The sequence below is a fragment of the Acidovorax sp. 106 genome, from assembly GCF_003663825.1.
Taxonomy (GTDB): domain Bacteria; phylum Pseudomonadota; class Gammaproteobacteria; order Burkholderiales; family Burkholderiaceae_C; genus Acidovorax.
Map to the genome: position 1 here is coordinate 4,799,746 of NZ_RCCC01000001.1, position 22,106 is coordinate 4,821,851.

General features: G+C 61.8%; 22 protein-coding genes. 7 read left to right on the forward strand and 15 right to left on the reverse strand.

Annotation, left to right across the window (positions count from 1 at the left end):
• Nucleotides 1–24: 24 nt before the first annotated feature.
• Nucleotides 25–468, forward strand: coding sequence for a universal stress protein (locus C8C98_RS21105; RefSeq protein WP_121455865.1), 444 nt, complete (start codon nucleotides 25–27; stop codon nucleotides 466–468).
• A gap of 134 nt (nucleotides 469–602) precedes the next feature.
• Here C8C98_RS21105 and C8C98_RS21110 read toward each other — a convergent pair whose 3' ends face one another.
• From C8C98_RS21110 to C8C98_RS21135, 6 genes are all read right to left on the reverse strand, one after another.
• Entirely contained in the window at nucleotides 603–1,316 is a 714-nt protein-coding gene (locus C8C98_RS21110; RefSeq protein WP_121455866.1) for an ABC transporter ATP-binding protein, read from the reverse strand.
• On the reverse strand, nucleotides 1,313–2,083 hold the full coding sequence (locus C8C98_RS21115) for an ABC transporter ATP-binding protein (RefSeq protein ID WP_121455867.1): 771 nt from the start codon (nucleotides 2,081–2,083) through the stop codon (nucleotides 1,313–1,315). The genes C8C98_RS21110 and C8C98_RS21115 overlap by 4 nt, the downstream gene beginning before the upstream one ends.
• Nucleotides 2,080–2,961 carry a branched-chain amino acid ABC transporter permease gene (locus C8C98_RS21120; protein WP_121455868.1) on the reverse strand — a complete coding sequence of 294 codons (882 nt, stop codon included), beginning with the start codon at nucleotides 2,959–2,961 and terminating at the stop codon, nucleotides 2,080–2,082. Before C8C98_RS21120 ends, C8C98_RS21115 begins: the two co-directional genes overlap by 4 nt.
• A gap of 12 nt (nucleotides 2,962–2,973) precedes the next feature.
• Nucleotides 2,974–3,849: a branched-chain amino acid ABC transporter permease gene (locus tag C8C98_RS21125; RefSeq protein ID WP_121455869.1), complete on the reverse strand. Its 876-nt coding sequence runs from the start codon at nucleotides 3,847–3,849 to the stop codon at nucleotides 2,974–2,976.
• Between the two features lie 216 nt (nucleotides 3,850–4,065).
• Complete coding sequence (locus tag C8C98_RS21130; protein WP_121455870.1) at nucleotides 4,066–5,286, reverse strand: ABC transporter substrate-binding protein; 1,221 nt, start codon at nucleotides 5,284–5,286, stop codon at nucleotides 4,066–4,068.
• A gap of 30 nt (nucleotides 5,287–5,316) precedes the next feature.
• A complete protein-coding gene (locus tag C8C98_RS21135) occupies nucleotides 5,317–6,549 on the reverse strand; it encodes an amidohydrolase family protein (protein ID WP_121455871.1) in 1,233 nt (410 codons plus the stop codon).
• A gap of 247 nt (nucleotides 6,550–6,796) precedes the next feature.
• On the opposite strand from C8C98_RS21135, the gene C8C98_RS21140 reads away from it, so the two are divergent.
• A complete protein-coding gene (locus C8C98_RS21140; protein WP_121455872.1) occupies nucleotides 6,797–7,804 on the forward strand; it encodes a LysR substrate-binding domain-containing protein in 1,008 nt (335 codons plus the stop codon).
• A gap of 139 nt (nucleotides 7,805–7,943) precedes the next feature.
• On the opposite strand, the gene C8C98_RS21145 is transcribed toward C8C98_RS21140, so the two are convergent.
• Complete coding sequence (locus C8C98_RS21145; RefSeq protein WP_121455873.1) at nucleotides 7,944–8,189, reverse strand: hypothetical protein; 246 nt, start codon at nucleotides 8,187–8,189, stop codon at nucleotides 7,944–7,946.
• 183 nt (nucleotides 8,190–8,372) lie between these two features.
• Between C8C98_RS21145 and C8C98_RS21150 the strand changes: the two genes are divergently transcribed.
• Together C8C98_RS21150 and C8C98_RS21155 are read left to right on the forward strand one after the other, a co-directional pair.
• Nucleotides 8,373–9,110 carry a GntR family transcriptional regulator gene (locus C8C98_RS21150; RefSeq protein ID WP_121455874.1) on the forward strand — a complete coding sequence of 246 codons (738 nt, stop codon included), beginning with the start codon at nucleotides 8,373–8,375 and terminating at the stop codon, nucleotides 9,108–9,110.
• 131 nt (nucleotides 9,111–9,241) lie between these two features.
• Entirely contained in the window at nucleotides 9,242–10,171 is a 930-nt protein-coding gene (locus C8C98_RS21155; protein WP_121455875.1) for an EamA family transporter, read from the forward strand.
• Between the two features lie 308 nt (nucleotides 10,172–10,479).
• On the opposite strand, the gene C8C98_RS21165 is transcribed toward C8C98_RS21155, so the two are convergent.
• The 7 genes from C8C98_RS21165 to C8C98_RS21195 all read right to left on the reverse strand — a co-directional run bounded on the left by C8C98_RS21165 (nucleotide 10,480) and on the right by C8C98_RS21195 (nucleotide 18,257).
• Nucleotides 10,480–10,770 carry a hypothetical protein gene (locus C8C98_RS21165; RefSeq protein WP_147436442.1) on the reverse strand — a complete coding sequence of 97 codons (291 nt, stop codon included), beginning with the start codon at nucleotides 10,768–10,770 and terminating at the stop codon, nucleotides 10,480–10,482.
• Between the two features lie 388 nt (nucleotides 10,771–11,158).
• A complete protein-coding gene (locus C8C98_RS21170) occupies nucleotides 11,159–11,965 on the reverse strand; it encodes a HEPN domain-containing protein (protein ID WP_121455877.1) in 807 nt (268 codons plus the stop codon).
• A gap of 189 nt (nucleotides 11,966–12,154) precedes the next feature.
• Nucleotides 12,155–13,708, reverse strand: coding sequence for a malonyl-CoA synthase (locus C8C98_RS21175; protein ID WP_121455878.1), 1,554 nt, complete (start codon nucleotides 13,706–13,708; stop codon nucleotides 12,155–12,157).
• Between the two features lie 196 nt (nucleotides 13,709–13,904).
• Nucleotides 13,905–14,711: an enoyl-CoA hydratase/isomerase family protein gene (locus tag C8C98_RS21180; protein ID WP_121455879.1), complete on the reverse strand. Its 807-nt coding sequence runs from the start codon at nucleotides 14,709–14,711 to the stop codon at nucleotides 13,905–13,907.
• 265 nt (nucleotides 14,712–14,976) lie between these two features.
• A complete protein-coding gene (locus C8C98_RS21185; RefSeq protein ID WP_121455880.1) occupies nucleotides 14,977–16,002 on the reverse strand; it encodes a tripartite tricarboxylate transporter substrate binding protein in 1,026 nt (341 codons plus the stop codon).
• A gap of 81 nt (nucleotides 16,003–16,083) precedes the next feature.
• On the reverse strand, nucleotides 16,084–17,592 hold the full coding sequence (locus C8C98_RS21190) for a malonyl-CoA decarboxylase (RefSeq protein ID WP_121455881.1): 1,509 nt from the start codon (nucleotides 17,590–17,592) through the stop codon (nucleotides 16,084–16,086).
• The gene (locus C8C98_RS21195; RefSeq protein WP_121455882.1) at nucleotides 17,589–18,257 is read right to left on the reverse strand and encodes a GntR family transcriptional regulator; all 669 of its coding nucleotides are present in this window, start codon (nucleotides 18,255–18,257) and stop codon (nucleotides 17,589–17,591) included. Before C8C98_RS21195 ends, C8C98_RS21190 begins: the two co-directional genes overlap by 4 nt.
• Before the next feature lie 652 nt (nucleotides 18,258–18,909).
• On the opposite strand from C8C98_RS21195, the gene C8C98_RS21200 reads away from it, so the two are divergent.
• On the forward strand, nucleotides 18,910–19,356 hold the full coding sequence (locus tag C8C98_RS21200; RefSeq protein ID WP_121455883.1) for a hypothetical protein: 447 nt from the start codon (nucleotides 18,910–18,912) through the stop codon (nucleotides 19,354–19,356).
• 212 nt (nucleotides 19,357–19,568) lie between these two features.
• Here C8C98_RS21200 and lgt read toward each other — a convergent pair whose 3' ends face one another.
• Nucleotides 19,569–20,390, reverse strand: a complete 822-nt coding sequence (lgt, locus tag C8C98_RS21205; RefSeq protein ID WP_121455884.1) for a prolipoprotein diacylglyceryl transferase — start codon at nucleotides 20,388–20,390, stop codon at nucleotides 19,569–19,571.
• Between the two features lie 141 nt (nucleotides 20,391–20,531).
• Between lgt and C8C98_RS21210 the strand changes: the two genes are divergently transcribed.
• Both C8C98_RS21210 and C8C98_RS21215 read left to right on the forward strand, forming a co-directional pair.
• Complete coding sequence (locus C8C98_RS21210; protein ID WP_370450431.1) at nucleotides 20,532–21,044, forward strand: sigma-70 family RNA polymerase sigma factor; 513 nt, start codon at nucleotides 20,532–20,534, stop codon at nucleotides 21,042–21,044.
• A gap of 24 nt (nucleotides 21,045–21,068) precedes the next feature.
• Nucleotides 21,069–22,028, forward strand: coding sequence for a FecR domain-containing protein (locus C8C98_RS21215; protein WP_121455886.1), 960 nt, complete (start codon nucleotides 21,069–21,071; stop codon nucleotides 22,026–22,028).
• The last annotated feature ends 78 nt before the right edge of the window (nucleotides 22,029–22,106 follow it).

The following is a 22,106-nucleotide window of genomic DNA, read 5'->3' on the forward strand; positions in this document are numbered from 1 at the left end:
TTCCATCACTTTGAGGAGCCCATCATGTACAAACGCATCCTGATCGCAACCGACGGTTCGCCCTTGTCCGACAAGGCGGTGGAAAGCGGCCTGTCCCTCGCCGCACTGACCGGCGCCTCCGTGGTGGCACTCAAGGTGGTGCCCCGCTACCCCCGCAGCTACTTCGAAGGCGGCATGCCGGTGGAGGCTGGCGACGTCAAGCGCATCGAAGGCCAATGGGGCGACGCCGCACAGGTTTTGGTCGATGCCATCAAGGCCAAGGGTGTGGAACAAGGGGTCACGGTCAAGGCCGTCACCGCCAAGTCCGACATGGTGGCCGAGGCCGTGATTGCCGCCGCCAAAAAGCACAAGTGCGACCTGATCGTGATGGCATCGCACGGCCGCAAGGGCATCAAGCGCCTGCTGCTGGGCAGCGAAACGCAGCATGTGCTGACGCATTCGCACATCCCTGTACTGGTGCTGCGCTAAGCACCAAAACATGCATCAAAACAGGCTCTAGCGCTTATCCAAAAAGCGCTAGAAGCTATTGAAACCATAGCAAAACACCGAGAAGGCTCCGCGCCCTCTCGGTGTTTTTTATTCCCGCCTGGGTTGCGGGTGACTCAGTGGTTGCCCAAATACAGCTGCGCCATGCGCTCGTCGGCCAGCAGCCCGTACGCCGGGCCCTGCAGCACGCAGCGCCCCTGGTCCAGGATGTAGCCCTGCTGGCTGATCTGCAGTGCCTGCCGCGCGCGCTGCTCCACCATCAGCACCGCCACGCCTGCAGCGGGCAGCTTTTGCACCATGTCAAACACCTTGCCCACCAGGGAGGGGGCCAGCGCCGCCGTGGGCTCGTCCAGCACCATGATGCGGGGTGACGGCATCAGCGCGCGGGCAAAGGCCAGCTGCTGGCGCTCGCCGCCCGAGAGGTTGCTGGCAGGCTGCGGCAGCCGCTCCACCAGTGCCGGAAAGTCCGCCAGCACCTCGTCCATGCGGCGTTTGATGTGTGCCACGCCACGCACCACCAGCAGGTTCTCGCGCACCGTGAGCGACGGAAACACATTCGCCACCTGCGGCACATAGGCCAGCCCGGCGTCAAACCGGTCTTCGGCAGACAGCGCCGTGATGTCGCGCCCGCCCAGGTGGATGGTGCCCGCCACACGCGGCAGCAGGCCCAGCAGGGCTTTCACCAGCGTGGATTTACCCGCGCCGTTGGTGCCCGCAATGGTCACGATCTCGCCCGGCGCCACGGCCAGGTCAATGCCGTGGATGATGTCCACCTCGGAATACCCGCCGCGCAACTGCGCAATCTGCAGCAAGTTGTCTGCGCCGCTCATACCACTCCTCCCATGTAGGCTTCTTGCACGCGCGGGTCGTCCAGCACCGTGTGCGGGTCGCCCTCGGCCAGAATCGCGCCCCGGTCCATCACGATCATGCGGTTGGACAATGCCTTGAGCGCCTGCAGGTGGTGCTCGATCACGATGAACGCAATGCCCTGCCCGTTCAGCTCGCGCACGCGATCACAAATCTCTTCGATCAACACCGGGTTGACCCCGGCAAACGGCTCGTCGAGCAAGATGCAGCGCGGGTCCAGCATCAGCACCCGGCCCAGCTCCACCAGCTTCTTCTGCCCGCCCGACAAGCCTCCCGCCTTCACATCGCGCACCCGCGCCAGGTTCAAAAACTGCAAGATGCGGTCGGCCTTGATGGAGAGCTGCGCCTCGTGCTCGCGCAGGCTGCGCGTCTGGAAAAAGGCGTTCAGCAGGCGCTCCCCTTGCGGGTTGGCGGCAGCCGCCATCAGGTTCTCGTGCACCGTCAGGCTCTTGAACTCGCGCGGAATCTGGAACGTGCGCACCAGCCCCAGCCGCGCCCTGCGGTAAGGGGGCATGCGGGTAATGTCCTGCCCCTCAAAGTGAATCTGCCCCGCGTCTGCGGGCTGCTGCCCGGCAATGGCGGCAAACAGCGTGCTCTTGCCCGCACCGTTGGTGCCCGCAATGCCCAATATCTCGCCCGCAGCCAGTTGCAGCGACACCCCATCCACCGCCTTGAAGCCGCCAAACTGCCGCGTGACGGCCTCCACTTTCAGCATCGTTGTTGCAGTCATTGGGTTTTGCCTCCAAACAGGCCGTTGGGCTTGTACAGGGTGACCAGAATCAGCGCCAGGCCCACCGCAGCCAAACGCAGGCTGGCCATGCCGACTTCAGACACGCCCGGCACCCAGTCTTTGGCAAAGCGCGAGCCTTCCAGAAACACCATGAGCAGCAGCGAGCCAAACACCGCGCCGCGCACCGTGCCCGAGCCGCCCATCACCAAGCCCATCCACACATAAAACGTGATGAGCGGAATGAACTGCTCCGGCGTGATGAAGGTGATGAAGTGCGCGTAAAACGCACCCGCCAGCCCGGCCAACGCAGCCCCCAGCATGAACACCTGCACCTTGAACCAAGCCGGGTCCTTGCCCAGGGCCGACAGCGCGGGCTCGTCGTCGCCAATGGCCTTGAGCAGCCGCCCAAACGGGCTGGCCGCCAGGCGCACCGTGCCCCAGGCCACCACAGCAACCACCGCCAGCAGCGTGGCAAAAATCGCCATGTCCGACACACCACTGCCCCAAGATGCAAACAGCTTGGGCAGGCCCGGCAGGCCCTGCACGCCCTTGGTCAGCCAGCTTTCTTGCTGGATGGAGATGCGCACGGCTTCTGAAAAGCCCAGCGTCACGATGGCCAGATAGTCGTCGCGCAAGCGCAGCGACAGCAGGCCAATGGGCAACGCCAGCAAGCCCGACAGCACGCCCGCCGCCACGAAGCACAGCACCAGCGGCACGCCCTGCAGCGCCAGCAGGCCAGATGTGTAGGCGCCCACGGCAAAGAACGCCACCACGCCAAAGTTGACCAGCCGGGTCAGGCCGAACTGCAGGTTCAGGCCCAGCGCCAGCAGGCAGTAAATGAGGGCAACGATGCCAATGGCACAGAGGTAAGCAATCATCGGTCGAACTCCTTACCGCACCAGTTGCACGCGGCCCATGATGCCCGCCGGGCGCACCAGCAGCACCAGCGCCAACACCACAAACGACAGCACCAGCTTGTACGACGGCCCCATCAGCGGCACCGCCAGCTCTTGCGCCACACACAGCAGCAGCGCACCCAGCACCGCGCCCACCGGGCTACCGATGCCACCCAGCACCATGGCGGCAAACGCGGGGATCAGGCTCTCCCACCCCATCTCGGGGCTGACCACGGCCTTCATGCCCAGCAGCACTCCGCCCAGGGCCGAAAGCGCCCCCACCAGCAGCCACAGGCAAAGCATCAGCCCATTGGCGCGGATGCCGCTGGCCCGTGCCAGGTCTGCACTGTCGGCCACGGCACGCAGTTGGCGGCCAAAGCTGGTGCGGTAGATGAGCACAAACACCACCACCAGGCACGCAGCAGCCACGGCGGCAATCACCAAATCAGTGGGCAAGATGCGAATGCCGCCAAAGTTCCAGGCGCGCACCAGGGGCAAGTCAAACGTGCGCTGGTCATGCCCGGCAAAAAAGCCGATCAGGCTGCGCAGCAAAAACCCCAGGCCAATGGCCGCGAGCATGGACGACACCATGGGCCGCCCCGCCAGCTTGCGAAAAATCAGCGTGTACGACCCCGCAGACACCAGCGCGGTGACCACCATGCTGCCCAGCGCCGCCGCCCACAGCGGCCAGCCGCCCAGCAGTTGCACCGCCACAGCGGCGTAGGCGCCCGTGGTCAGCATGTCGCCCGTGGCTGCGTTGGGAAAGCGGTTGACGCCCATCACCAGGGTCATGGCCAAGGCGGGCAGTGCCACCACCAGGCCTTCGATCAATCCATTGATCAGCAGGTTTACAAAGTCGATCCAGGTCATTGCGTCATTCCGTCATCCCGTGCACATCGCGCTGTGCGGAGCACTCATTGAGTCTGCATCTTCCAACTTGAAAAACCCGTTCGGGCTGGGCCTGTCCACGCCCTGCGCGGCGCTTCGACTGGGCTCAGCGTGAACGGCTTCAGTGGGTTGATGCCGACTCACTCACCAAACAAAAGCCCGGGGCCTGCACCTGGCAGGCTCACCAGGCACGGCCCATCACATGGTGATGGACACCACGTCGCGGCGCACCAGCTGGCCCTTTTCGATGATGAACACGCCAAAGTCCGGCGTCACATCGCCCGCCTTGTCAAAGTCCAGCTTGCTCGACGCGCCTTCGTAGTTCACCTTGGCCTTTTTGGCCAGTTGCGCCTTGCCTTCGGCAAAGGTGAACACTGCGGTGCCGGGGGCGTTGGAGACATCGCGCAGCTTGGCGTTAACCTGCTCTACCGTGGCCTTGGGGCCAGCAGCTTCCATGGCCAGCGCCAGCGAGATCACCATGTCGTACGCCATGGCGGCGTAGATGTTGGTGGAGGCGGCCTTGCCCGTGGCCTTGGTGAAGGCCGCGTCAAACTGGGCATACGAAGCGCTCTTTTCGTTGGACACCGTGTCCACCGAAATGATGCCCTCGCACACCTCGGCGCCCAGGGCCTTCACCAAGTCGGGGTTGGCCGCCCAGCCGGGGATGATCCACTTGGTGTCGGCGCCGGACTGGAACCACTCGCGCAGGATGATGGTGGTGTCGGGCAAGTAAGAACCCATCACGATCACATCGGGCTTGGCCGCCAGGATCTTTTGCAGCTCGCTGCGGTAGCTGGGGCGGCTGGGCTCGTAGGTGACGTGCGCTGCCACCTTGCCACCGCGCTTTTCCCAGGCCTTGGTAAAGCCTTCGACATTGCCCAGGCCCGATGCGTTGTTGAACGCCATGGTGGCCGGGCGCTTGAAGCCGCGCTTGGTGCAGATCTCGGCAAACGCCGCGCCAAAGCGGTCGTTGGTGGCCTGAAAGCGCCACACCAGGTCCTTGGTGTCCAGCGTCGAAATGGCGGGCGCGCCCGACACGTTCATCTGGATCAAGCCCGCAGCATCGGTCAGCGGCATCACAGCCAGCGTCACGCCCGATGCCCAGGTGCCCAGCACCGCCTGCACCTTGTTCACCTCGATCAGCTTCTTGGCCGCCAGCACAGCCGCGTCGGGTTTGGTCTGGTCGTCTTCAGTAAAGAGTTCGAGCTTGCGGCCACCGGCACCACCTGCGGCATTGACCTCGTCTACCGCCATGCGAATGGCCTGCTGCATGCCCGGGCCGTAGGGGCTGCCCGCGCCCGTGATGGGCGTGAGCGAGCCGATGCGGAACACATCGCCCTGCTGGCTGAAGCCGATGGAGGGAAGGAGCTGCAGAGCCGCGGCGGCGCCGCCGAGCTTGACGAAATTTCTACGTTGCATGGTGATCTCCGGTCAGGTCAGGGTTGGAATTCAGAGGGTGTTCTTGACGAAGGCGCCGTCCTTGACGATGGCGCGGATGTGCTCGCCCTGGCCCAGCAGGCAGGTGATGTCGGTCAGCGGGTTGCCATCGACGAGCAAGAGGTCTGCAATGGCGCCGGGGGCAATCTCGCCCAGCTGACCTTGCTGGCCCAATATCTCTGCGCCAATCAGCGTGGCCTGCTGCAGCACCGGGCCGTTGCCCAGAATCTCGGCGCGCAGGCGCAGCTCGTCAGACTGCAGGTAGTGCGTTTCGGCCAGCAGGTCGCTGCCCAGGCCCATCTTCACGCCCGCCTTGGCCAAGATCTTGATCGCCTCTTTGCCCTGCCCGCGCACGCTGTCAATCTTGGCGACGGACGCAGCAGGCAAGCCATAGCGCGCTCCCTCGTTGGCCAGGCCTTCGTAAGTGATGAGCGTGGGCACCATGAAGGCCCCCATCTCTGCCATCAGCTCTGCCGTGGGTGCATCCACCAGGTTGCCATGCTCAATGGTGCGCACACCGCAGCGCACGGCGCGGGCAATGGCGCGGGGGGTATAGGCATGGGCCATCACATAGGTGTTGGCGTTGGAGGCCTCTTCCACAATGGCGCGCAGCTCGGCCTCTGAATAGCCCAGGTTGCCAATCGGGTCGTTGGGCGATGCCACGCCGCCCGATGCCATCACCTTGATCTGCGTGGCACCCTTCAGGATTTCTTCACGCACCGCCAGACGGCAAGCATCCACGCCATCGACCACGCGGCCAATGTTGCCCAGCTTGTAGGCGCACGAGCACACATCCAGGTCATCGTTGCGCTGGCGGAAGTCTGCATGCCCACCCGTTTGCGACAGCGCCTTGCCCGCAGGGAAGATGCGCGGCCCTGGCACCAGCCCCGTGCGCACCGCCTCGGCCAGCGACCAATCGGCCCCGCCCGCATCGCGCACGGTGGTAAAGCCCCGGTCCAGCATGCCCTTCATGATGGGCAGCGAGCGCAGCATGGTGAACACATTGGGCATCTTCGCCACCGTGCCCAGGTTGAACGACGAGGCCACCACGTGCACGTGGCAATCGATCAGGCCGGGCATCAGGGTCATGCCCTTAGCGTCGAGCGTGGTGGTCCCTTCTGGCACCTGCAGGTCGGTGCCTACCGCCGCGATGCGGCCGTCCTGCACCAGAACGGACAGGCCGGTGCGCAAAGTCAGGGCATGCACATCCAGAACGCGGCTGTTTTCAATCAACAAAGTGGTCATGGGCAAGGTCAAGAAGGTGTCAGAAGCGTGATGGAGGACTTCCGGAATACTCATGGCCTGCAAAGTGCAAGCCACGGGTGTCAGGGGTGAATGTCAGGGCCTCTAATTGGTGCAACGCACCCTCTCTCAGAGGTAAATCCATGACATCGATATGTCACAAGATGCATTTATCAGGCCAATTGCCCTTGGCCGCAACGCCTAAAATCTCACCCACCCATGAGCACCACTCATACCAAGGGATAACCCTATGCGCCGTCTGTGCCCCACGATTTCAGAGCTGAACGCCTTTCACTCTGCCGCCAAGCACCAAGCCTTCACCATGGCCGCGCGCGAGCTGTGTGTGACGCAAAGCGCCATCAGCCGCCACATTGCCGCGCTAGAGGACTACCTGGGCCAGAAGCTGTTCATCCGCAAGGCCACCGGGCTGGAGCTGACCGAGGCAGGCGCCACCTACCTCAACGCCACCCGCCCCGCCATGGCCGCGCTGGAATCGGCCACAGCACAGCTCATGTCCTACGGGGGCGATGGCGGCTCGCTCAACCTGTCGGTGCCGCCCACGTTTGCGGCGCAGTGGCTCTTCCCGCGCCTGGGCCACTTCAAGCGCACGCTGCCGCAGGTGTCGCTGAACTTTGTGCGCTACCAGCACGCGCACGACTTTGCGACGCCGCACGAGTTTGACGCCGCCATCCAGTACGGCTACGGCAACTGGCCCAGCGCCAATGCGCGCTACCTCATCGGCAAGGAAACCAGCATCGTCTGCAGCCCCCAACTGCGCGACGCCCTGCCCTTGCGTACCCCGCAAGACCTGGTGCGCGCCACGCTGCTGCAACACATCGAGGTGCCCCTGGCCTGGCAAGACTGGATGCAGGCCAACAGCCTGGACACCAGCGCCAGCCGCTTCGGGCCGGGCTTCAACCTCTACTCGCTCATCATCCGCGCAGCCGTTTCAGGCTTTGGCGTAGGCATCGTGCCCACCTGCCTGGTGGAAGACGAGCTGGCTGCAGGCACGCTGGTCGAGCCCCTGAAAGACCGCTTTGACAGCCCCCTGGGCTACTACCTGTGCGCACCCACGGCCCGCACCAACTTGTCGGTGTACCGACTGGTGGCCGGGTGGCTGGAGCATTGCTGCAACCATGCAGAAGGGGCGGCTGCGGCTGCGACTGCAGAGGCCGGGGCGGGCTGTATTTTTTGCGCGCCACAGCAGGGCGCGGGGGGAGCCCACACCGTCGCCACTGCCGCAGCCATTGCGGGTTGATGCAGCCAGTGCGATGGTGGATCGGCTTGCGCACATAGCCAGCCCCGGCTTTTGAGCGAGCAGCCCGCCTCACGAAAAACAGGGCTCTAGCGCTTATGGATAAAGCGTAAGAAGCTATCAATTAAATAGCAATCTTGTCTTACGGGTTCACAAAAGGATTGGTCCCGTTACGAGCCATACTGAAAAAGGCAGCGGCGCTGAACGCGCCATCTTCGTTCCACACCCCCTCAGACACCAGGGCGTTGGATTCGTCGAAGTAGTTCCAATTCCAGCCCCAGCCGCTGCCCGTGCTTTGGCCAATCGCAATCTCATCCAAGGCCTCGCCCGCTTCTAGGTAGATGGATTCTTCGTGGGCCTCTCGGGGCATCTGGTGATCGTTGGCCACGATGTAAGGACCTGTTCAAGATCTTTTGGGGGTCGCACAAGTAAGTGTCTTGCCGGGATGGGCTGATAGGCGCAGCGCGCGGCCCACATTCATCCAAGTTAGCCCGTGCTCTTGGCGAGCGGTGCAACGTCACAGAATTTTTTTGGTATACCATCCTACAATTCTCAGAGGAGTTCTATCAAAATGACACTTACTCCCTCAAAAAACAAAGCAAAAACAAGCACAGCCCCGCCCGTAAATACCGTCGGTTCGCTCCCAGGTATGGCGGTGGAGCGCACGCACCCTACGCTTCGGCAATTGGCGGTGGAAAAACTCAAACACACCATCGTGGAAGGTCATCTACCACCTGGCTCCCGACTCGTAGAACGCAAGCTCTGCGAACTTTTGGACGTGAGCAGAAGCATCGTTCGAGAGACCTTGGGCCAGTTAGAGGCCGAGGGATGGATTACCAAAGAGCCCTACAAAGGACCCACGGTCGCGGTGATCGACGAAGACAGCATTCGCCAGATATTTGAAATGCGTGCAGCCGTTGAAGGGTACGTGGCTGCACTGTGCGCAGAGCGAGCCACCCCCGCGCAAATCGAGGAACTCGAAGCGAGCATCAATGCAATGGATGAGGCCCAAGCCTCGGGCAATGCCGAAGCCCAAATTGAGGCCATAGAGGACTTCTACGAAGTGCTGCTGGAAGCGGCTGGCAACGCACTGATGGCGAGCTATCTGGCATCACAAAGAAGCCGCCTTGCACGACTGCGCAGACTCTCGCTTTCTCACGCTTCTCGAGCCTGCGCAAGTGTCGAGGAAAAACGCGGCATCCTGCTCGCAATCCGCAATCGCGATCCCAAGAGGGCCAAATCTCTTGCCGAGCAGCATGTTTGGAATTCATCGGAAAGCCTGCTTGCGGTGCTACGCAAAGATAATTAGGGCTTTTTATATTTAAAAATGGAAAGACCTATGAAAATCAATATATATCCACCATCAATGCGAACATAGATTTTTTAATAAAATCATTTTTAGAAAATTTCCGTTAATAAATCAACCACCCCATCCCATTTATGCCAAACCCCATTCAAGACACTGCTTGGCTATGGGTTCCGATAACCATATTTGCAGCATTCGCTCAAACGATACGCAACACAGCACAGCGCAGTCTTACTCAAGAACTGGGCACTCTGTCTGCAACGCTGGTACGTTTCCTCTACGGCCTACCATTTGCCTTGCTGTGGTTGGTCCTGCTATACCAAATACCAACGCAATCACCTGCAATACCTTCTCTCACATTGCATTACCTTGGCTGGATTGCATTGGGTGCTTTTTTTCAATTGGCGGGGACTGTGGCCTTGCTGATGGCGATGAAGGAGCGAAACTTTGCCATCGCCGTGACGTTGACAAAGACAGAGGTCTTGCAATTGGCCTTGTTCGCGTCTGTCTTCCTTCAGGAACTGCCTACGCCGCTGGCGTTGGCCGCAATGGTCGTGGCAACGGTTGGCCTGCTGCTGTTAACCCTACCTCCACGCGACCAGTTGTTCTCACCATCCGCCTGGATGAACCGATCGGCACTTTACGGCCTGGCCTGCGGCTCCTGCTTTGCTGTGGCCACAGTCGGCTTTCGTGGAGGCTCATTGGCACTGGGTGCTGAAACGGCTTGGTTGTCTGGAGCCTGGGGCGTGCTCATCGCACAGACGATGCAAACCATTGGCCTGGGACTTTGGATTCAGCTGCGCACAGCCCGAGGGCTGGCACCAGTTTTTCGTGCTTGGCGCATTTCCGTTCTGGCAGGCTGCATGGGGGCGGCCGCATCAATTGCTTGGTTTACGGCATACGCCATGCAAGGAGCCGCGCCCGTTCGCACATTGGGGATGATTGAAATCGTATTCAGCTACCTGGTTTCGCGCCGACTGCTCAGCGAAAACTTCAGCCGCGTTGAGATGCTAGGCATGGGCCTGATGCTGTTAGGCCTTGTAGTGACTTGTTTGCAGGTTTAACCAAGCTACCGAAATACTTTCCTGGATGTGAAACCCAGCGGCTGGCCAAGTTGCGACACCGCACGAGTTCGACGCCGCCATCCAGTACGGCTACGGCAACTGGCCCAGCGCCAATGCGCGCTACCTGATTGGCAAGGAGACCTGCATCGTCTGCAGCCATGGCGGGTTGACTAGGCCAGTGCGATGGCGACGCTAGGCATCGCGTGAACAGTCTTTAATAAAAAATGCTTCTAGCGCTTATAGGTAAAGCGCAAGAAGCTATCAATTAAATAGCAATCACCTCTTGCGTCCACCAGCCACAAGAGGCCTCACTTGGCTCGGCATTGAGAAGAAGTGTGCGACACCAAGGAGTAATCGAACTCCGCATCGATGGAGATGCACGCCGCCGCCGGTAATGAGGGTGCAAACCACGCCACCACTTCGGCACCGTTTTCAGCATCGTGAAAGAAACGGTCGACCTTGGACCATTCCACCTTGAAGCTCTCGCTGTCTCTGCAAAACATTCGGGTACTGGTGTAGCTCTTGCCGGAAACGACGTAGCTGTATTCCACCACTGGGAACTGGCCAGTGAACTGCCGAGTGCCTCTACCTACTTGCACTGGGCGGCTGTCAATTTTGAGGAACCGCACCGGTGTGCTCAGGTAGGCGCATGGGGTAACCGGAGGGCTAAAAAAGACAGGGGCAAGGGATGCTCCGAGGATCGCGACCAAGGCGATTCCGAGGGGGATGGCAAGGATGCGGCGATTCATCTTTGAGGCCTACCGAGGCTGTAAAAATCCAACTGAACATTGCCCCCGACAGCACATGCAGCCTATAACTTTTGCGGTCATACGGGGAACGCAGCCTTTGACGAGGGGAAGAGAAAACCGATTTACCGGAAAGTCTTTAGACCACCCCAGCCAGCAGGACTACTCGCTCTTGGGACCGCATAGCAAAAGGCAAGGCATGACTCCAGTCATGCTTGTGAACCTTACAGGGTCGAAAAAATCACTGCACTTGCACTTCTCTCGGTAATTTCATTTTTTTGTCGAGCCACTGAAGTGAATATATGGCATGGCGCGGTGCATGACTGCTAACAAGGAATTCCAACGTCGTGACGGAGTGAGAAAAACTTAATTTAAAAATCTTATTCGGCAACTCGGGGTATTTTTGCTCCACATCCGAATCTGCGAACCAAGGATTATAGTGATAAAAAGCATCCACCAATCCCGGATCCATATTTTTTAGTGTATGTCGTATAGGAGGAACACCTATCTCATTACGGAGATGAAAAATAAAGCTGTCTAGCGCAAAAAGGCACCCCGAATCAAAATCAACACCAAAGGAGTTATAACGATTATCCGCACTCCCGTGATTCTCTATTTCTTTGATAAATTCATCGGGCGACAATTCTCGAAACGACTTAGATACTTCAGGATTAATATGGATTGCCGGATGACATTTCGTGCTTATTGAGGGAAATTTTTTTCCTGACTTTTTGACTGCCTGAAAAAGTTTCTCAAGCGGATGCCCTCCATATTCTTTTACCGAAATTCCTCTCATCAACAAGTATGCCTTCAAGTACTTTTCCAATGCTTGAGAAGCCGCCCAAAAAAATGCTCGATGCATACCTTTTTGGGCGAGAAGCCTTGCAGTAAAGTAATCCTCATCGCCTGACTCAACAAAAGACTCACATATAACTTTAACTATATTTTTCTCAATACTCCCTTGAATTTCCTCAGAGAAAATTTCAAAATTCTGAATGTCTTTTTGACAGTCAAAACTGTACATGAAGTCCAAGCTTGATTTATTCATAAATCTCCTTTAATTTCAAACGTACGTCAGGTAACACGCTTCAGGTCTTGCCTTTTGCTCCCCTTTTCCAAGCCACACTTGCCTTCAGGTATAAAAATAGACGCTGGCAGCTACCTGTACGCCAAAGGTAATCAGGCCCGCGATGGCGGGCCTGATTAGCTGGTTAGGAATAAGGCTAGCCTTTGCGTACTACGCAAACAACCCCTTGTACTGATCCCGCAGCAGATTCTTCTGCACCTTCCCCATCGTGTTGCGCGGCAATTCCGCCACCACAAAGCACTTCTTCGGAATCTTGAAGTTGGCCAGCTGCGACTTGAGCTGGGCCACGATGGCATCGGCATCCAGCTTGGCGCCGGACTTGGCAATGACCACGGCCACGCCTACTTCGCCAAAGTCGGGGTGCGGCACGCCGACCAGGGCGCTTTCGGCTACGCCGGGAATGTCGTTGATGCAGCCCTCGATCTCTGCGGGGTAGACGTTGTAGCCGCCGCTGATGATGAGGTCTTTGCTGCGGCCCACGATGTGGACGTAGCCGCGTTCATCGACCTTGCCTACGTCGCCAGTCTTGAAGTAGCCGTCTTTGGTGAACTCTTCGGCGGTCTTCTCGGGCATGCGCCAGTAGCCCTTGAACACGTTGGGGCCCTTGACCTGGATGCCGCCGATCTCGCCCACGGGCAGGGCCTTGCCGTCGTCGCCCTGCACGCGCAGGTTCACGCCCGGCAGGGGGAAGCCGACGGTGCCGCCACGGCGTTCGTCCTGGCCCTTGTAGCGCTTGTCGGCGGCGTAGGGGTTGCTGGTGAGCATGATGGTTTCGCTCATGCCGTAGCGCTCCAGAATGGTGTGACCGGTGCGTTGCTGCCAGTCTTTGAAGGTTTCGATGAGCAGCGGTGCAGAGCCTGCGATGAACAGGCGCATGTTCTTCACGGCCTGTTTGTTCAAGCCTGCCTCGGCCAGCATGCGCACGTACAGCGTGGGCACGCCCATGAAGACGGTGGCGCGGGGCATGGCGGCGATGACGGCCTTGGGGTCGAACTTGGCCATCCAGATCATCTTGCTGCCGTTGATGAGCGCGCCGTGGATGGCGACGAACAGGCCGTGGACGTGGAAGATGGGCAAGGCGTGGATGAGCACATCGCCCTTCTTCCACCCCCAGTAATCTTTCAGCATGACCGCGTTGCTGAGCATGTTGCCGTGCGTGAGCATGGCGCCCTTGCTGCGGCCGGTGGTGCCGCTGGTGTAGAGGATGGCGGCCAGGTCGTCTGCGCTGCGGGCCACGGTCTGGTGTTCATCGCCGTGGTGCGCGGCGCGATCGAGCAGGCTGCCGGTGCGGTCGTCGCCCAGGGTGAACACATGCTGCGTGCCCAGGGTGAAGGCGATTTTGCTGACCCAGCCAAAGTTGCCGGGGCTGCACACCACCACGGCAGGCTCGGCGTTGCCGATGAAGTATTCGATCTCGGCGCTTTGGTAGGCGGTGTTGAGCGGCAAAAAGACGTAGCCCGCGCGCAGCGTGGCCAGGTACAGCGCCATGGCTTCGACGGATTTTTCGACCTGCACGGCCACGCGGCTGCCTTCGGGCAGCTTGAGCGAGGCGAGCAGGTTGGCGATGCGGGCGCTGGCGCGGTCCAGGTCGCGCCAGGTGTAGAACAGCGGGGCGCCGTCTGCTGCCGTGGTTTCGACGGCGGTGCTGTCCAGGTCAGACGGGAAGGCGGCGCGCAAGGCGCTGAAGAGGTTGTGTTGGCTCATGGCAATTCAGGAGTAACGGAGGTGAGCGGTTGAGGAAATGGTGAGCGTTGAAGAAGCGCGTTATGGATCTGGCACGAACTGGGTCGAGCCAACCAAGCTGAGTCCTTCGGCAGGCTCAGGACAGGCCTGTGCATGTGTCGCGCAAGGTTTCGACAAGCTCAACCCGAACGGGTATTTCAAGTTCACAAGGGCACTCTCAATCAAACTGGGGCGGCCGCTTTTCTAGAAAGGCGGTGATGCCTTCGCGGTGCTCAGGGCTGTCGGCGTAGGCGTAGGGGTCTTGCGGGCCGTTTACTATCATTTCAATAGCTGCTTGCGCTTTACCATCCTGCGCTAGCGGCATTTTTAATGCCCTAAGCACCTGCTTGTTCATGCGCGCGGCACCGGGGGCCAGGGCTGCGATGCGGCTGGCGCTGCCCAGGGCTTCGGTGGCGACCATGTCGTCGGCCACCACACGGCTCAAAAAGCCGCGTGCCTGCATGTCTGCAGAGTTGAAGGTGGCGGCCTCCAGCAGCATCTGGCGGGCCGTGACATCGCCCACAGCGCCTGCCACCAACTGCGCCTCGCGCGGGGCCATGGGAAAGCCGAGCTTGGCAATGGGCGCGCCAAAGCGGGCCGATGCACCTGCCACGCGCACATCGCAGCAGCTGGCTATCTCTACCCCCGCGCCCATGCAGGCGCCGCTGATGCTGGCCACGATGGGCACATCGCACTGGAGCATGACATTCAGCCCGCCCCACACGTCGTTTTCATGAAAGTCGCGCAGTGCTGCGGCATCGAAGCGAAAGCCGGGGTATTCCGAAATATCGCCCCCCGCACAAAACGCCCCGCCCTCGCCCGCAATCACCACGCAGCGCGCATCGGCACGGCGCTGCACATCTTCAAACACCGCACGCAGTTGCCGCCACATCGGCCGCGACATGGCGTTCAGCCGCCCGGGGTGGCGCAGCGTGACATGCACCACACCGCACTCATCGACTCCCATCAATACTTCACCCGACATCTTGGCAACCCATCCACTTGTGCAAGCTACTCATATCCATGTGCATTCAAAAATACCCATCCGTGCACGTTAAGCCGTTCGACGCACTGTGCCCGGCTTCGACAAGCTCAGCCCGAACGGTTGGGGCTCGGATGAACTGAACGGCGAATCCGTATCAGCCCTCAAAGCCCGCGCAGCGCCATCGCCAAGGCCACCGTGGAGCTGGCTTCGCCAGGCCACGGGTGGCGTCCCCCTTCAGGGGGAAGGCGCGAAGCGCCTCAGGGGGTTAGTCAAGTTTTGCGCCAGAGGCCTTGACCACCTCCGCCCAGCGCTTGACCTCGCTGCTCACGAACGCGCCAAACTGCTGCTGCGTCATGCCACCGTAGTCGGCGCCGTTGGCGGCCCAGATGGTTTTGAGTTCATCGAACGTGCCCAGGCGCTTGGCCTCGTCCACGATGCGCGCTTGCACATCGGCAGGCGTGCCCTTGGGGGCCCACAGGCCGTACCAGGTGGTGACGGTGTAGTCGGGCAGGCCCACTTCGGCGGCGCAGGGCACATCGGGAAACGCCGGGTTGCGCTTGGCACCCGACACCATCAGCGCCTTGATGCGCCCGCCCTTGATGTGCGCGGCCGATGAGCCCAGGCCGTCAAACATCATGTCCACATTGCCGCCAATCAGGTCTTGCAACGCCGGGCCTGCGCCACGGTAGGGAATGTGCGTGATGAAGGTGCCTGTTTGCTGCTTGAACAACTCGCCCGCCAGGTGGTGCGATGTGCCCGCACCGGCCGAGCCGTAGTTGAGCTTGGCGGGGTTCTTCTTGACGTGGTCGAGGAACTGCTTGAAGTTGGCCGATGGCGTCTTGGGGTTCACCACCAGCACCTGGGGCACGCGCGCCAGCAAGGCCAGCGGGATGAAGTCTTTCTCGATGTCGTAATCGAGCTTGGGGTACATGGCGGGGGCGATGGAGTGGTGCACGCCGCCCATGAACAGCGTGTAGCCATCGGCCGCCGCACGCGCTGCAAAGCTGGCCCCCACGGTGCCGCCCGCGCCGCCCCGGTTGTCAATCACCAGCATCTTGCCGGTGGCTTTGGAAAACTGCGCCGCCAGCGGCCTAGCAAAGGCGTCGGTGCCGCCCCCGGCTGGAAAGGGCACCACCAGGTTGACCGGCTTGGAGGGCCAGGCCGATGCCTGTGCCCACAGGCTGCCCGTGCCCAGCAAACCCAGGCCCGTGCCAGCGGCTGCGCGCAGCAGTTGGCGCCGCTGCTGGTGCTGGTGCTGGTGCTGGCGCTGCAGGTTGTTGTCTCGCGTCATTCCTCTTCTCCTGTCGTCGTTATAAAAATAGGAAGGTCCGTCCCTTGCCATCCGCCGCAGCAAGCCCCGGCGGAGCGGCAATCAGTTGCGGCAAAGGCTGTCGATGTCTCCCGACACTGGCACTTTGCCCTGCGCAAGCAAGCTGCGGTGCTTGTCTATGCGCTTCAAGTCGTACAGGTAATTCACCATCAAACCATACGATTGCTTCAGTCCCTTGGCAGAGGGGTCGCCCGCCCAGTTCAGGCGCTCCACGCGGGCCCCGTTGCCCAGGTGAAAGCGCGCCACGGCGTCCACCGGCTTGCCCTCTTGCATCTCGCGGCCCAGATAGTACGCCGCGCACTCCAGCAGCATCTGGCGCACGGGGGATTTGGCATCGAGCTCCAGCGGCTTGTCCAGCGCTGCCAGCAAGTGCGTGGTCTGTGGCGGCTCAAACCCCACCGCACGGCCCAGCTCGCTGCAGCGCTTGTCGTCCAGGCGCTCGAGCATGGCGCCCGCATGCTTGGAAAGCCATGCGCGGAAACCCGGTATGGGCGACAGCGTGGCAAAGGTGCGCAGCCGTGGAAACTCCTGCGTCAGCGTCTCCACCACATGCTTGATGAGCGAGTCGCCAAAGCTCACCCCGCGCAGCCCCGTTTGCGTGTTGCTGATGGAGTAAAAAATGGCCGTGGTGGCCTTGGCCAGGTCGGCCGGGGCGGCGGCCTCGTCCAGCAGCGGCGTGATGCTGGACGAGATTTTGTCCACCAGCGCCACCTCCACAAAAATCAGCGGCTCGTTGGGCAGGCGGGGGTGGAAGAAACCGTAGCAGCGGCGGTCGCTGTCCAGGCGGTTTTTCAGATCGGCCCAGCTGCGAATGTCGTGCACTGCCTCGTACTTGATGAGCTTTTCAATCAGCGAAGCGGGCGAATCCCAGGACAGACGGCGCAGCTCCAAAAACGCCACGTCAAACCAGGTCGAGAACAGGTGCTCCAGCTCGGCATCGAGTGCCAGCAGGCGCTTGTCGCTTTTGAGCAGCGGCAGCAGCTCAGCGCGCATGTCCACCAAAAAGCGCATGCCTTCGGGGAACACCGCAAACCGCTGCAGCAGCCGGGTGCGCGGCGACACCAGCGCGCGGCGCAGCGAGATCTCGGCTTGCCCTTCTTCGGCCGTGCCAGCGGCCGCCTCGTAGCGCTGGCGGGCCGATTTGAACTGCGTGGCATCGGGCGCAAACTGCTCACACAGCAGCAGCCACATGTCGCGGCGCTCCTCGGCCTCGGCCGTGGCATACCACTCGGCCACGGCCTGGGCACGGCGGCCGCCTTCGAGCTCGCTCACCTGCGGGGCCACCACTTCCTGCAAGTCGGTGTGCAAGCGGCGCAGCGCACGGGGCGACAAGGCCTCTTGCCCCCGCCGCAGCGTGGCCTGCAGCCGCTCGTGGGTGGAGCGCGGCACCGCCACCTTGGCCACCACGTCGGTCACGCCGGATTTGTCGGACTTGTCGGTGGCAGTGCGGGCCTGCTTTTCAGGGCCTTTGCCGCCCTCTTTGGCTGCAGCAGGGGCGGCAGCGCGCAGACGGGAGACACTGCGGGAGATCCATTCGGCGGTGCTGTTCATGGTGTCAACCTCGATTGCTGGTTACGGGCCACATCGCGCAGCGCATCGCGCTGGCGCAACAAATGGGAGCGCATGGCGTCTTCGGCAGCGGCACTGTTGCCCGCCTTGAGGGCGGCAAACACGGCCAGGTGCTCGGACAGGCTTTGTTGCAGGCGGCCTGGCGCATGCAACTGCTGCAGACGGGCCAGACGCAAAATCTTGCGCAAATCACCAATCACCTGCGCCAGCCAGCGGTTGTCCGCCAGGGTGATGAAGGCCTCATGGATGGCGTGATTGGTGACGTAGTAGTCGGTGATGCGGCCTTCGCTGGCGCACTGCTGCAGGCGCTGGTGCAAGGTATCGAGCGCCGCCACATCGGCACTGCTGGCCTTTTGCGTGGCCTCGTGGGCAGCTCGCCCTTCCAGCAAGGCGATCACGGGGAAGATTTCGTCCAGGTCGCGCTCGGTGACCTCGGCCACAAAACAGCCCCGGCGCGGCTCATGGCGCAGCAGCCCCTCGGCCACCAGCACCTTCAGCGCCTCGCGCAGCGGCGTGCGCGAAATCTCCAGCCGCTCGCACAGCGCAGCCTCGTCCAGAAAGCTGCCTGGCGGCAGTGCACCACCAAAAATCTGCTCGCGCAGCCGCGAGGCGACTTCATCGTGCAGTGAATTGGGAACCGGGCGCATGGTGTGAAACCGCTCCTGAAAATGTGCAAAACCGCCGAGTCTGCGGAGTGCTATCGCAGCCTGGACCATCGCCCTTTTCGCTGCTTACCACTCGCTGCTTTGCAAGCTTTTATCGCGTTGCATGTGACTGTAATTTCTCATAATTACGCAAAATAACAAGGGGGAAACCCTGAGTTTTGGGGGTTGAGGATGCACAAAATTTAAGGGGTGCGGCCTGGGGGCAACACCTGGGTAGCTGGGTTGGGCTGAGTGGCAGGCACTGCTGTGACCCAACGGGAGCGGTGGAATTTGATCCAAAACAGCGTCCAGCGCCTCTGTAATAAGCGTCAGCAGCTATGAAATAAATAGCAAACCGCAGAGCGCACTGTGGCTGGCGATGCACAAGGGGCAAGAGCCATGCACCGTGCAGTGAGATACGGCAACGACCGTGGGGGCCAGCGCTAGACAGCTTGGCGGCCCGAGCCGACAGCGGGCCCCATCTGCCAAGCAGCCATTCATTCAAAACAGATGGGGCTGCACCCGAAGCGCACAGTCGGCGGGCCCGGCTCCACCTATGGGCACGCTATAGTTTGCTGCAGAGTTAGACCTAGCAGAACACACTACTGTGGCACATCAAACCTCCCCAATGCGATGGCTGCACCTCGGTGCAGCCATGCTTGCCGGCATCGCGATCTACCAGCTTTTTGTCGTTGTTCTCAACGGCTACCTTGCTGCAATTGCAGTGCCAAGACAGTACTTCATGTGGTTCGGCAGGCAACGACAGGAACTTGCCCTTGCCATCATTCAGCTTGCAAGTGCGATTCCAGTCTTCCTGCTCGTGACCGGCTGCGTTCTAGCTGTGTGCCGCTCACTCAGAAGCCGGAGCATGACGTTTCTGGCTGCCATTCTTGTAGGTATGCTCCTCAGTCACCTTTACTGGGCTGTGAGCTTTCTGGCTTTTCTCCCCGCGGGCCTTTCGCCAGAAGTTGAGCCGTATTCAATGTCGGTCCGCTTGCAACAGTTGTTCGTTGTTCCGTGGTGGTCGCTACCTACAGTACTCGCACCGTGGCTCGGGTTCGGGTTCTCGTCGTGGCTCCTGCGGCAGCGCGATGAGGGCTAATCCCTCGTTGACGATGTAATCGTCAGCACCAGGCGGCAGACTGCCAGCACGACGGTTTTGCCCAAGCGCTGGTAAAGCCCGCTTGCATTTGCACTTGCCAGCCCTTGCGGCTCAGGGTATCGATGGGGAAAGCAGCCGCAAAGACCGCGCCGACGGCGCCAGGATGCCTGGACCGTTCGGCTGCGGATGGGCCGATCAGTGCCGCATGCAGGTCACTTGCGCCCTGCCACAGGCTGGCGCTGCGCCCACACCCACAGCGCCACGCCTGCGGCCACCATGGGCACGCACAGCCACTGGCCCATACTCATGCCCAGTGACAAGAGGCCCAAGAAGGCGTCGGGCTCGCGGAAATACTCGGCAATGAAGCGGAAGCTGCCATAGCCCACCAAGAAGGCGGCGGCCACTTGGCCCTGTTTGCGCTCGCGCCGGGCATACAGCCACAGCAGCACGAACAGAAGCAGCCCTTCCAGCAAGAATTGGTACACCTGCGAGGGGTGGCGGGGCTGCAGGGAGCCGCTGTGCGCAAACACCATGCCCCAGGGCAGGTCGGGGCTGGCAAAGCGGCCCCACAGCTCGCCGTTGATGAAGTTGCCAACCCGGCCTGCAGCCAGCCCTGTGGGCACGCAGGGTGCAACAAAGTCGGCCACCTGCAGCCAGGGGCGTTTGCGCGAATGGGCAAACCACAGCATGGCGGCAATCACCCCCAGCAGCCCGCCGTGAAAAGCCATGCCGCCCTGCCACACCGCAAAAATCTCCAGCGGGTGGGTAAGGTAGTAGCCAGGCTTGTAGAACAGGCAGTACCCCAGGCGCCCGCCAATGACGACACCAGCCACACCGAGGAAGAGGATGTCCTCCACATCCCGGCGCGTCCAGGCGCTGGGGCCAGTGATGGAGGCAAAGGGTTCGTGCCGCAGGCGGCGCGTGCCCAAGAACATGAACAGCCCAAACGCCACCAGGTAGGTGATGCCGTACCAATGGATGGCGAGGGGGCCCAACTGCAGGGCAACGGGGTCGATGTGGGGGTAAGTCAGCATGGTGGGCGGTATTGTGCCCGCAACCCATGACGGGCTTGGCGTGGAGCGAAAGGGCCTTGCGCGCCACAGCCTGGCGCGGCCCAGGGCAGCCCGTGGGTGGGTGGGATGCCAACTTTTGGCATAATTGATAAGCATTCCTATTTGCATTCACGTACGCCCATTTGCCCGTTCGTTACCGTGCAAGAGCTTTACCTAGACCACCACCCCTGGCTGCAAAGCCTGCTGCGCAAGCGCCTGGGCAACCGCGAGGACGCGGCCGATCTGGCGCACGACACCTTTGTGCGGGTGATGCGCTCCGAGCTGTCGCCCGCAGACCTGCGCGAGCCGCAGCGCTTTTTGGCGACGGTGGCGCGCGGGCTGGTGGCCGACCTGTTCAGGCGCCGCACGCTGGAGCAGGCTTACCTGGACTATCTGGCCGCCTTGCCCGAGGAACAAGCCCCCTCCCCCGAGGACCAGGCGCAAGCCCAGCAGGCCCTGCTGGAGGTAGACGCCCTGCTGCGCGCCCTGCCCACTAAGGTGCGGCAAGCGTTTTTGCTGGCGCAGCTGGAAGAGTTGCCCTATGCCGAAATCGCCCGGCGCCTGGGTGTCTCACACCGCACCGTGAGCAACTACCTGACGCGCGCCATGGAGCACTGCTGTCTGGCCCTGGCCTGAGCGGCCACCGCCCTGCCCGCCCGCATGAAGTCCACCGCCACCCGCACCCCCGCCGAGCGCCAGGCCTTGCACGAGGCCGCCCGCTGGCACACCCGCCTGCACGACGAAGCCGCCACGCCCGCAGACCAGCAGGCCTGGCAGCACTGGCACAGCGCCCACGCCAGCCATCAGCAAGCATGGCAAACGGTGCAAGCCGTTAGCCAGCGGCTGGCGCGCATTCCGGCCCCCGTGGCAATGCAGGCCCTGGCCCAGCCCCCGCTGGCACGGCGTGCGGCGCTGCGGGGCGTGGCGCTGGGCCTGGGCGGGTGTGCGGCAACGTGGCTGGCGTGGCAAGCCAGCCCCTGGCAGGCACTGGGCGCCACCTACCACACCGCCACGGGAGAGCGCCAGCAGCTGGACCTGCCCGATGGCTCTGAGCTGGCGCTGGACACCGCCACGGCGGTGGACGAGCAGTTTGACGCGCACGAGCGAAGGCTGCAGCTGCGCTCTGGCCGCATCCAGATCAGCACCCGGCCGGACCTGCACCAGCGCCCGTTCAGCGTGCAAACGCCGCAGGGCAGCGTGCTGGCGCTGGGCACGCGGTTCACCGTGCAGGTGCTGGACGCGGAACACACCCGCGTGGCGGTGCAAGAAAAATCGGTGCGCGTGCAGCCCACCCATGGCGAGACACGCTTGCTGGTGGCCGGACAGCAGCTGGATTTTTCTTCCACCGAGGCCCTGCCACCCCAAGCTGCCCACTTGGCGCAGGCCAGTTGGCGCAATGGCGGGCTGATCGCACTGGACATGCCCCTGGCCGAGCTGGTGCAGGAGCTGGCCCGCTACCGCCCCGGCTACCTGGGCTGCGCGCCCGAGGTGGCCCACCTCAAGGTGTCAGGCGCTTTTGCCCTGGACGACACCGACCAGGCGCTGGCCGCCCTGGCCGCCAGCTTTGCCGTGCAGGTGCACTACCGCACCCGGTACTGGGTGCGGGTAGAGGCGGCGTGAGCGGCTGGTGCCACTCGCCCACCACACACCAGCACGCTCCGCACCAAATTTGCTATTAATAACATAGCTTTCAGCGCC

Excerpts from the sequence above, each read along its gene's own strand:
- C8C98_RS21115 (WP_121455867.1), bottom strand. The coding sequence starts at position 2,083 with ATGACTGCAACAACGATGCTGAAAGTGGAGGCCGTCACGCGGCAGTTT.
- C8C98_RS21130 (WP_121455870.1), bottom strand. The coding sequence starts at position 5,286 with ATGCAACGTAGAAATTTCGTCAAGCTCGGCGGCGCCGCCGCGGCTCTG.
- C8C98_RS21120 (WP_121455868.1), bottom strand. The coding sequence starts at position 2,961 with ATGATTGCTTACCTCTGTGCCATTGGCATCGTTGCCCTCATTTACTGC.
- C8C98_RS21215 (WP_121455886.1), top strand. The coding sequence starts at position 21,069 with ATGAAGTCCACCGCCACCCGCACCCCCGCCGAGCGCCAGGCCTTGCAC.
- C8C98_RS21170 (WP_121455877.1), bottom strand. The coding sequence starts at position 11,965 with ATGAATAAATCAAGCTTGGACTTCATGTACAGTTTTGACTGTCAAAAA.
- C8C98_RS21135 (WP_121455871.1), bottom strand. The coding sequence starts at position 6,549 with ATGACCACTTTGTTGATTGAAAACAGCCGCGTTCTGGATGTGCATGCC.
- C8C98_RS21105 (WP_121455865.1), top strand. The coding sequence starts at position 25 with ATGTACAAACGCATCCTGATCGCAACCGACGGTTCGCCCTTGTCCGAC.
- C8C98_RS21155 (WP_121455875.1), top strand. The coding sequence starts at position 9,242 with ATGCCAAACCCCATTCAAGACACTGCTTGGCTATGGGTTCCGATAACC.
- C8C98_RS21195 (WP_121455882.1), bottom strand. The coding sequence starts at position 18,257 with ATGCGCCCGGTTCCCAATTCACTGCACGATGAAGTCGCCTCGCGGCTG.
- C8C98_RS21125 (WP_121455869.1), bottom strand. The coding sequence starts at position 3,849 with ATGACCTGGATCGACTTTGTAAACCTGCTGATCAATGGATTGATCGAA.
- C8C98_RS21180 (WP_121455879.1), bottom strand. The coding sequence starts at position 14,711 with ATGTCGGGTGAAGTATTGATGGGAGTCGATGAGTGCGGTGTGGTGCAT.
- C8C98_RS21110 (WP_121455866.1), bottom strand. The coding sequence starts at position 1,316 with ATGAGCGGCGCAGACAACTTGCTGCAGATTGCGCAGTTGCGCGGCGGG.
- C8C98_RS21150 (WP_121455874.1), top strand. The coding sequence starts at position 8,373 with ATGACACTTACTCCCTCAAAAAACAAAGCAAAAACAAGCACAGCCCCG.
- C8C98_RS21200 (WP_121455883.1), top strand. The coding sequence starts at position 18,910 with ATGCTTGCCGGCATCGCGATCTACCAGCTTTTTGTCGTTGTTCTCAAC.
- C8C98_RS21175 (WP_121455878.1), bottom strand. The coding sequence starts at position 13,708 with ATGAGCCAACACAACCTCTTCAGCGCCTTGCGCGCCGCCTTCCCGTCT.
- lgt (WP_121455884.1), bottom strand. The coding sequence starts at position 20,390 with ATGCTGACTTACCCCCACATCGACCCCGTTGCCCTGCAGTTGGGCCCC.
- C8C98_RS21140 (WP_121455872.1), top strand. The coding sequence starts at position 6,797 with ATGCGCCGTCTGTGCCCCACGATTTCAGAGCTGAACGCCTTTCACTCT.
- C8C98_RS21185 (WP_121455880.1), bottom strand. The coding sequence starts at position 16,002 with ATGACGCGAGACAACAACCTGCAGCGCCAGCACCAGCACCAGCACCAG.
- C8C98_RS21190 (WP_121455881.1), bottom strand. The coding sequence starts at position 17,592 with ATGAACAGCACCGCCGAATGGATCTCCCGCAGTGTCTCCCGTCTGCGC.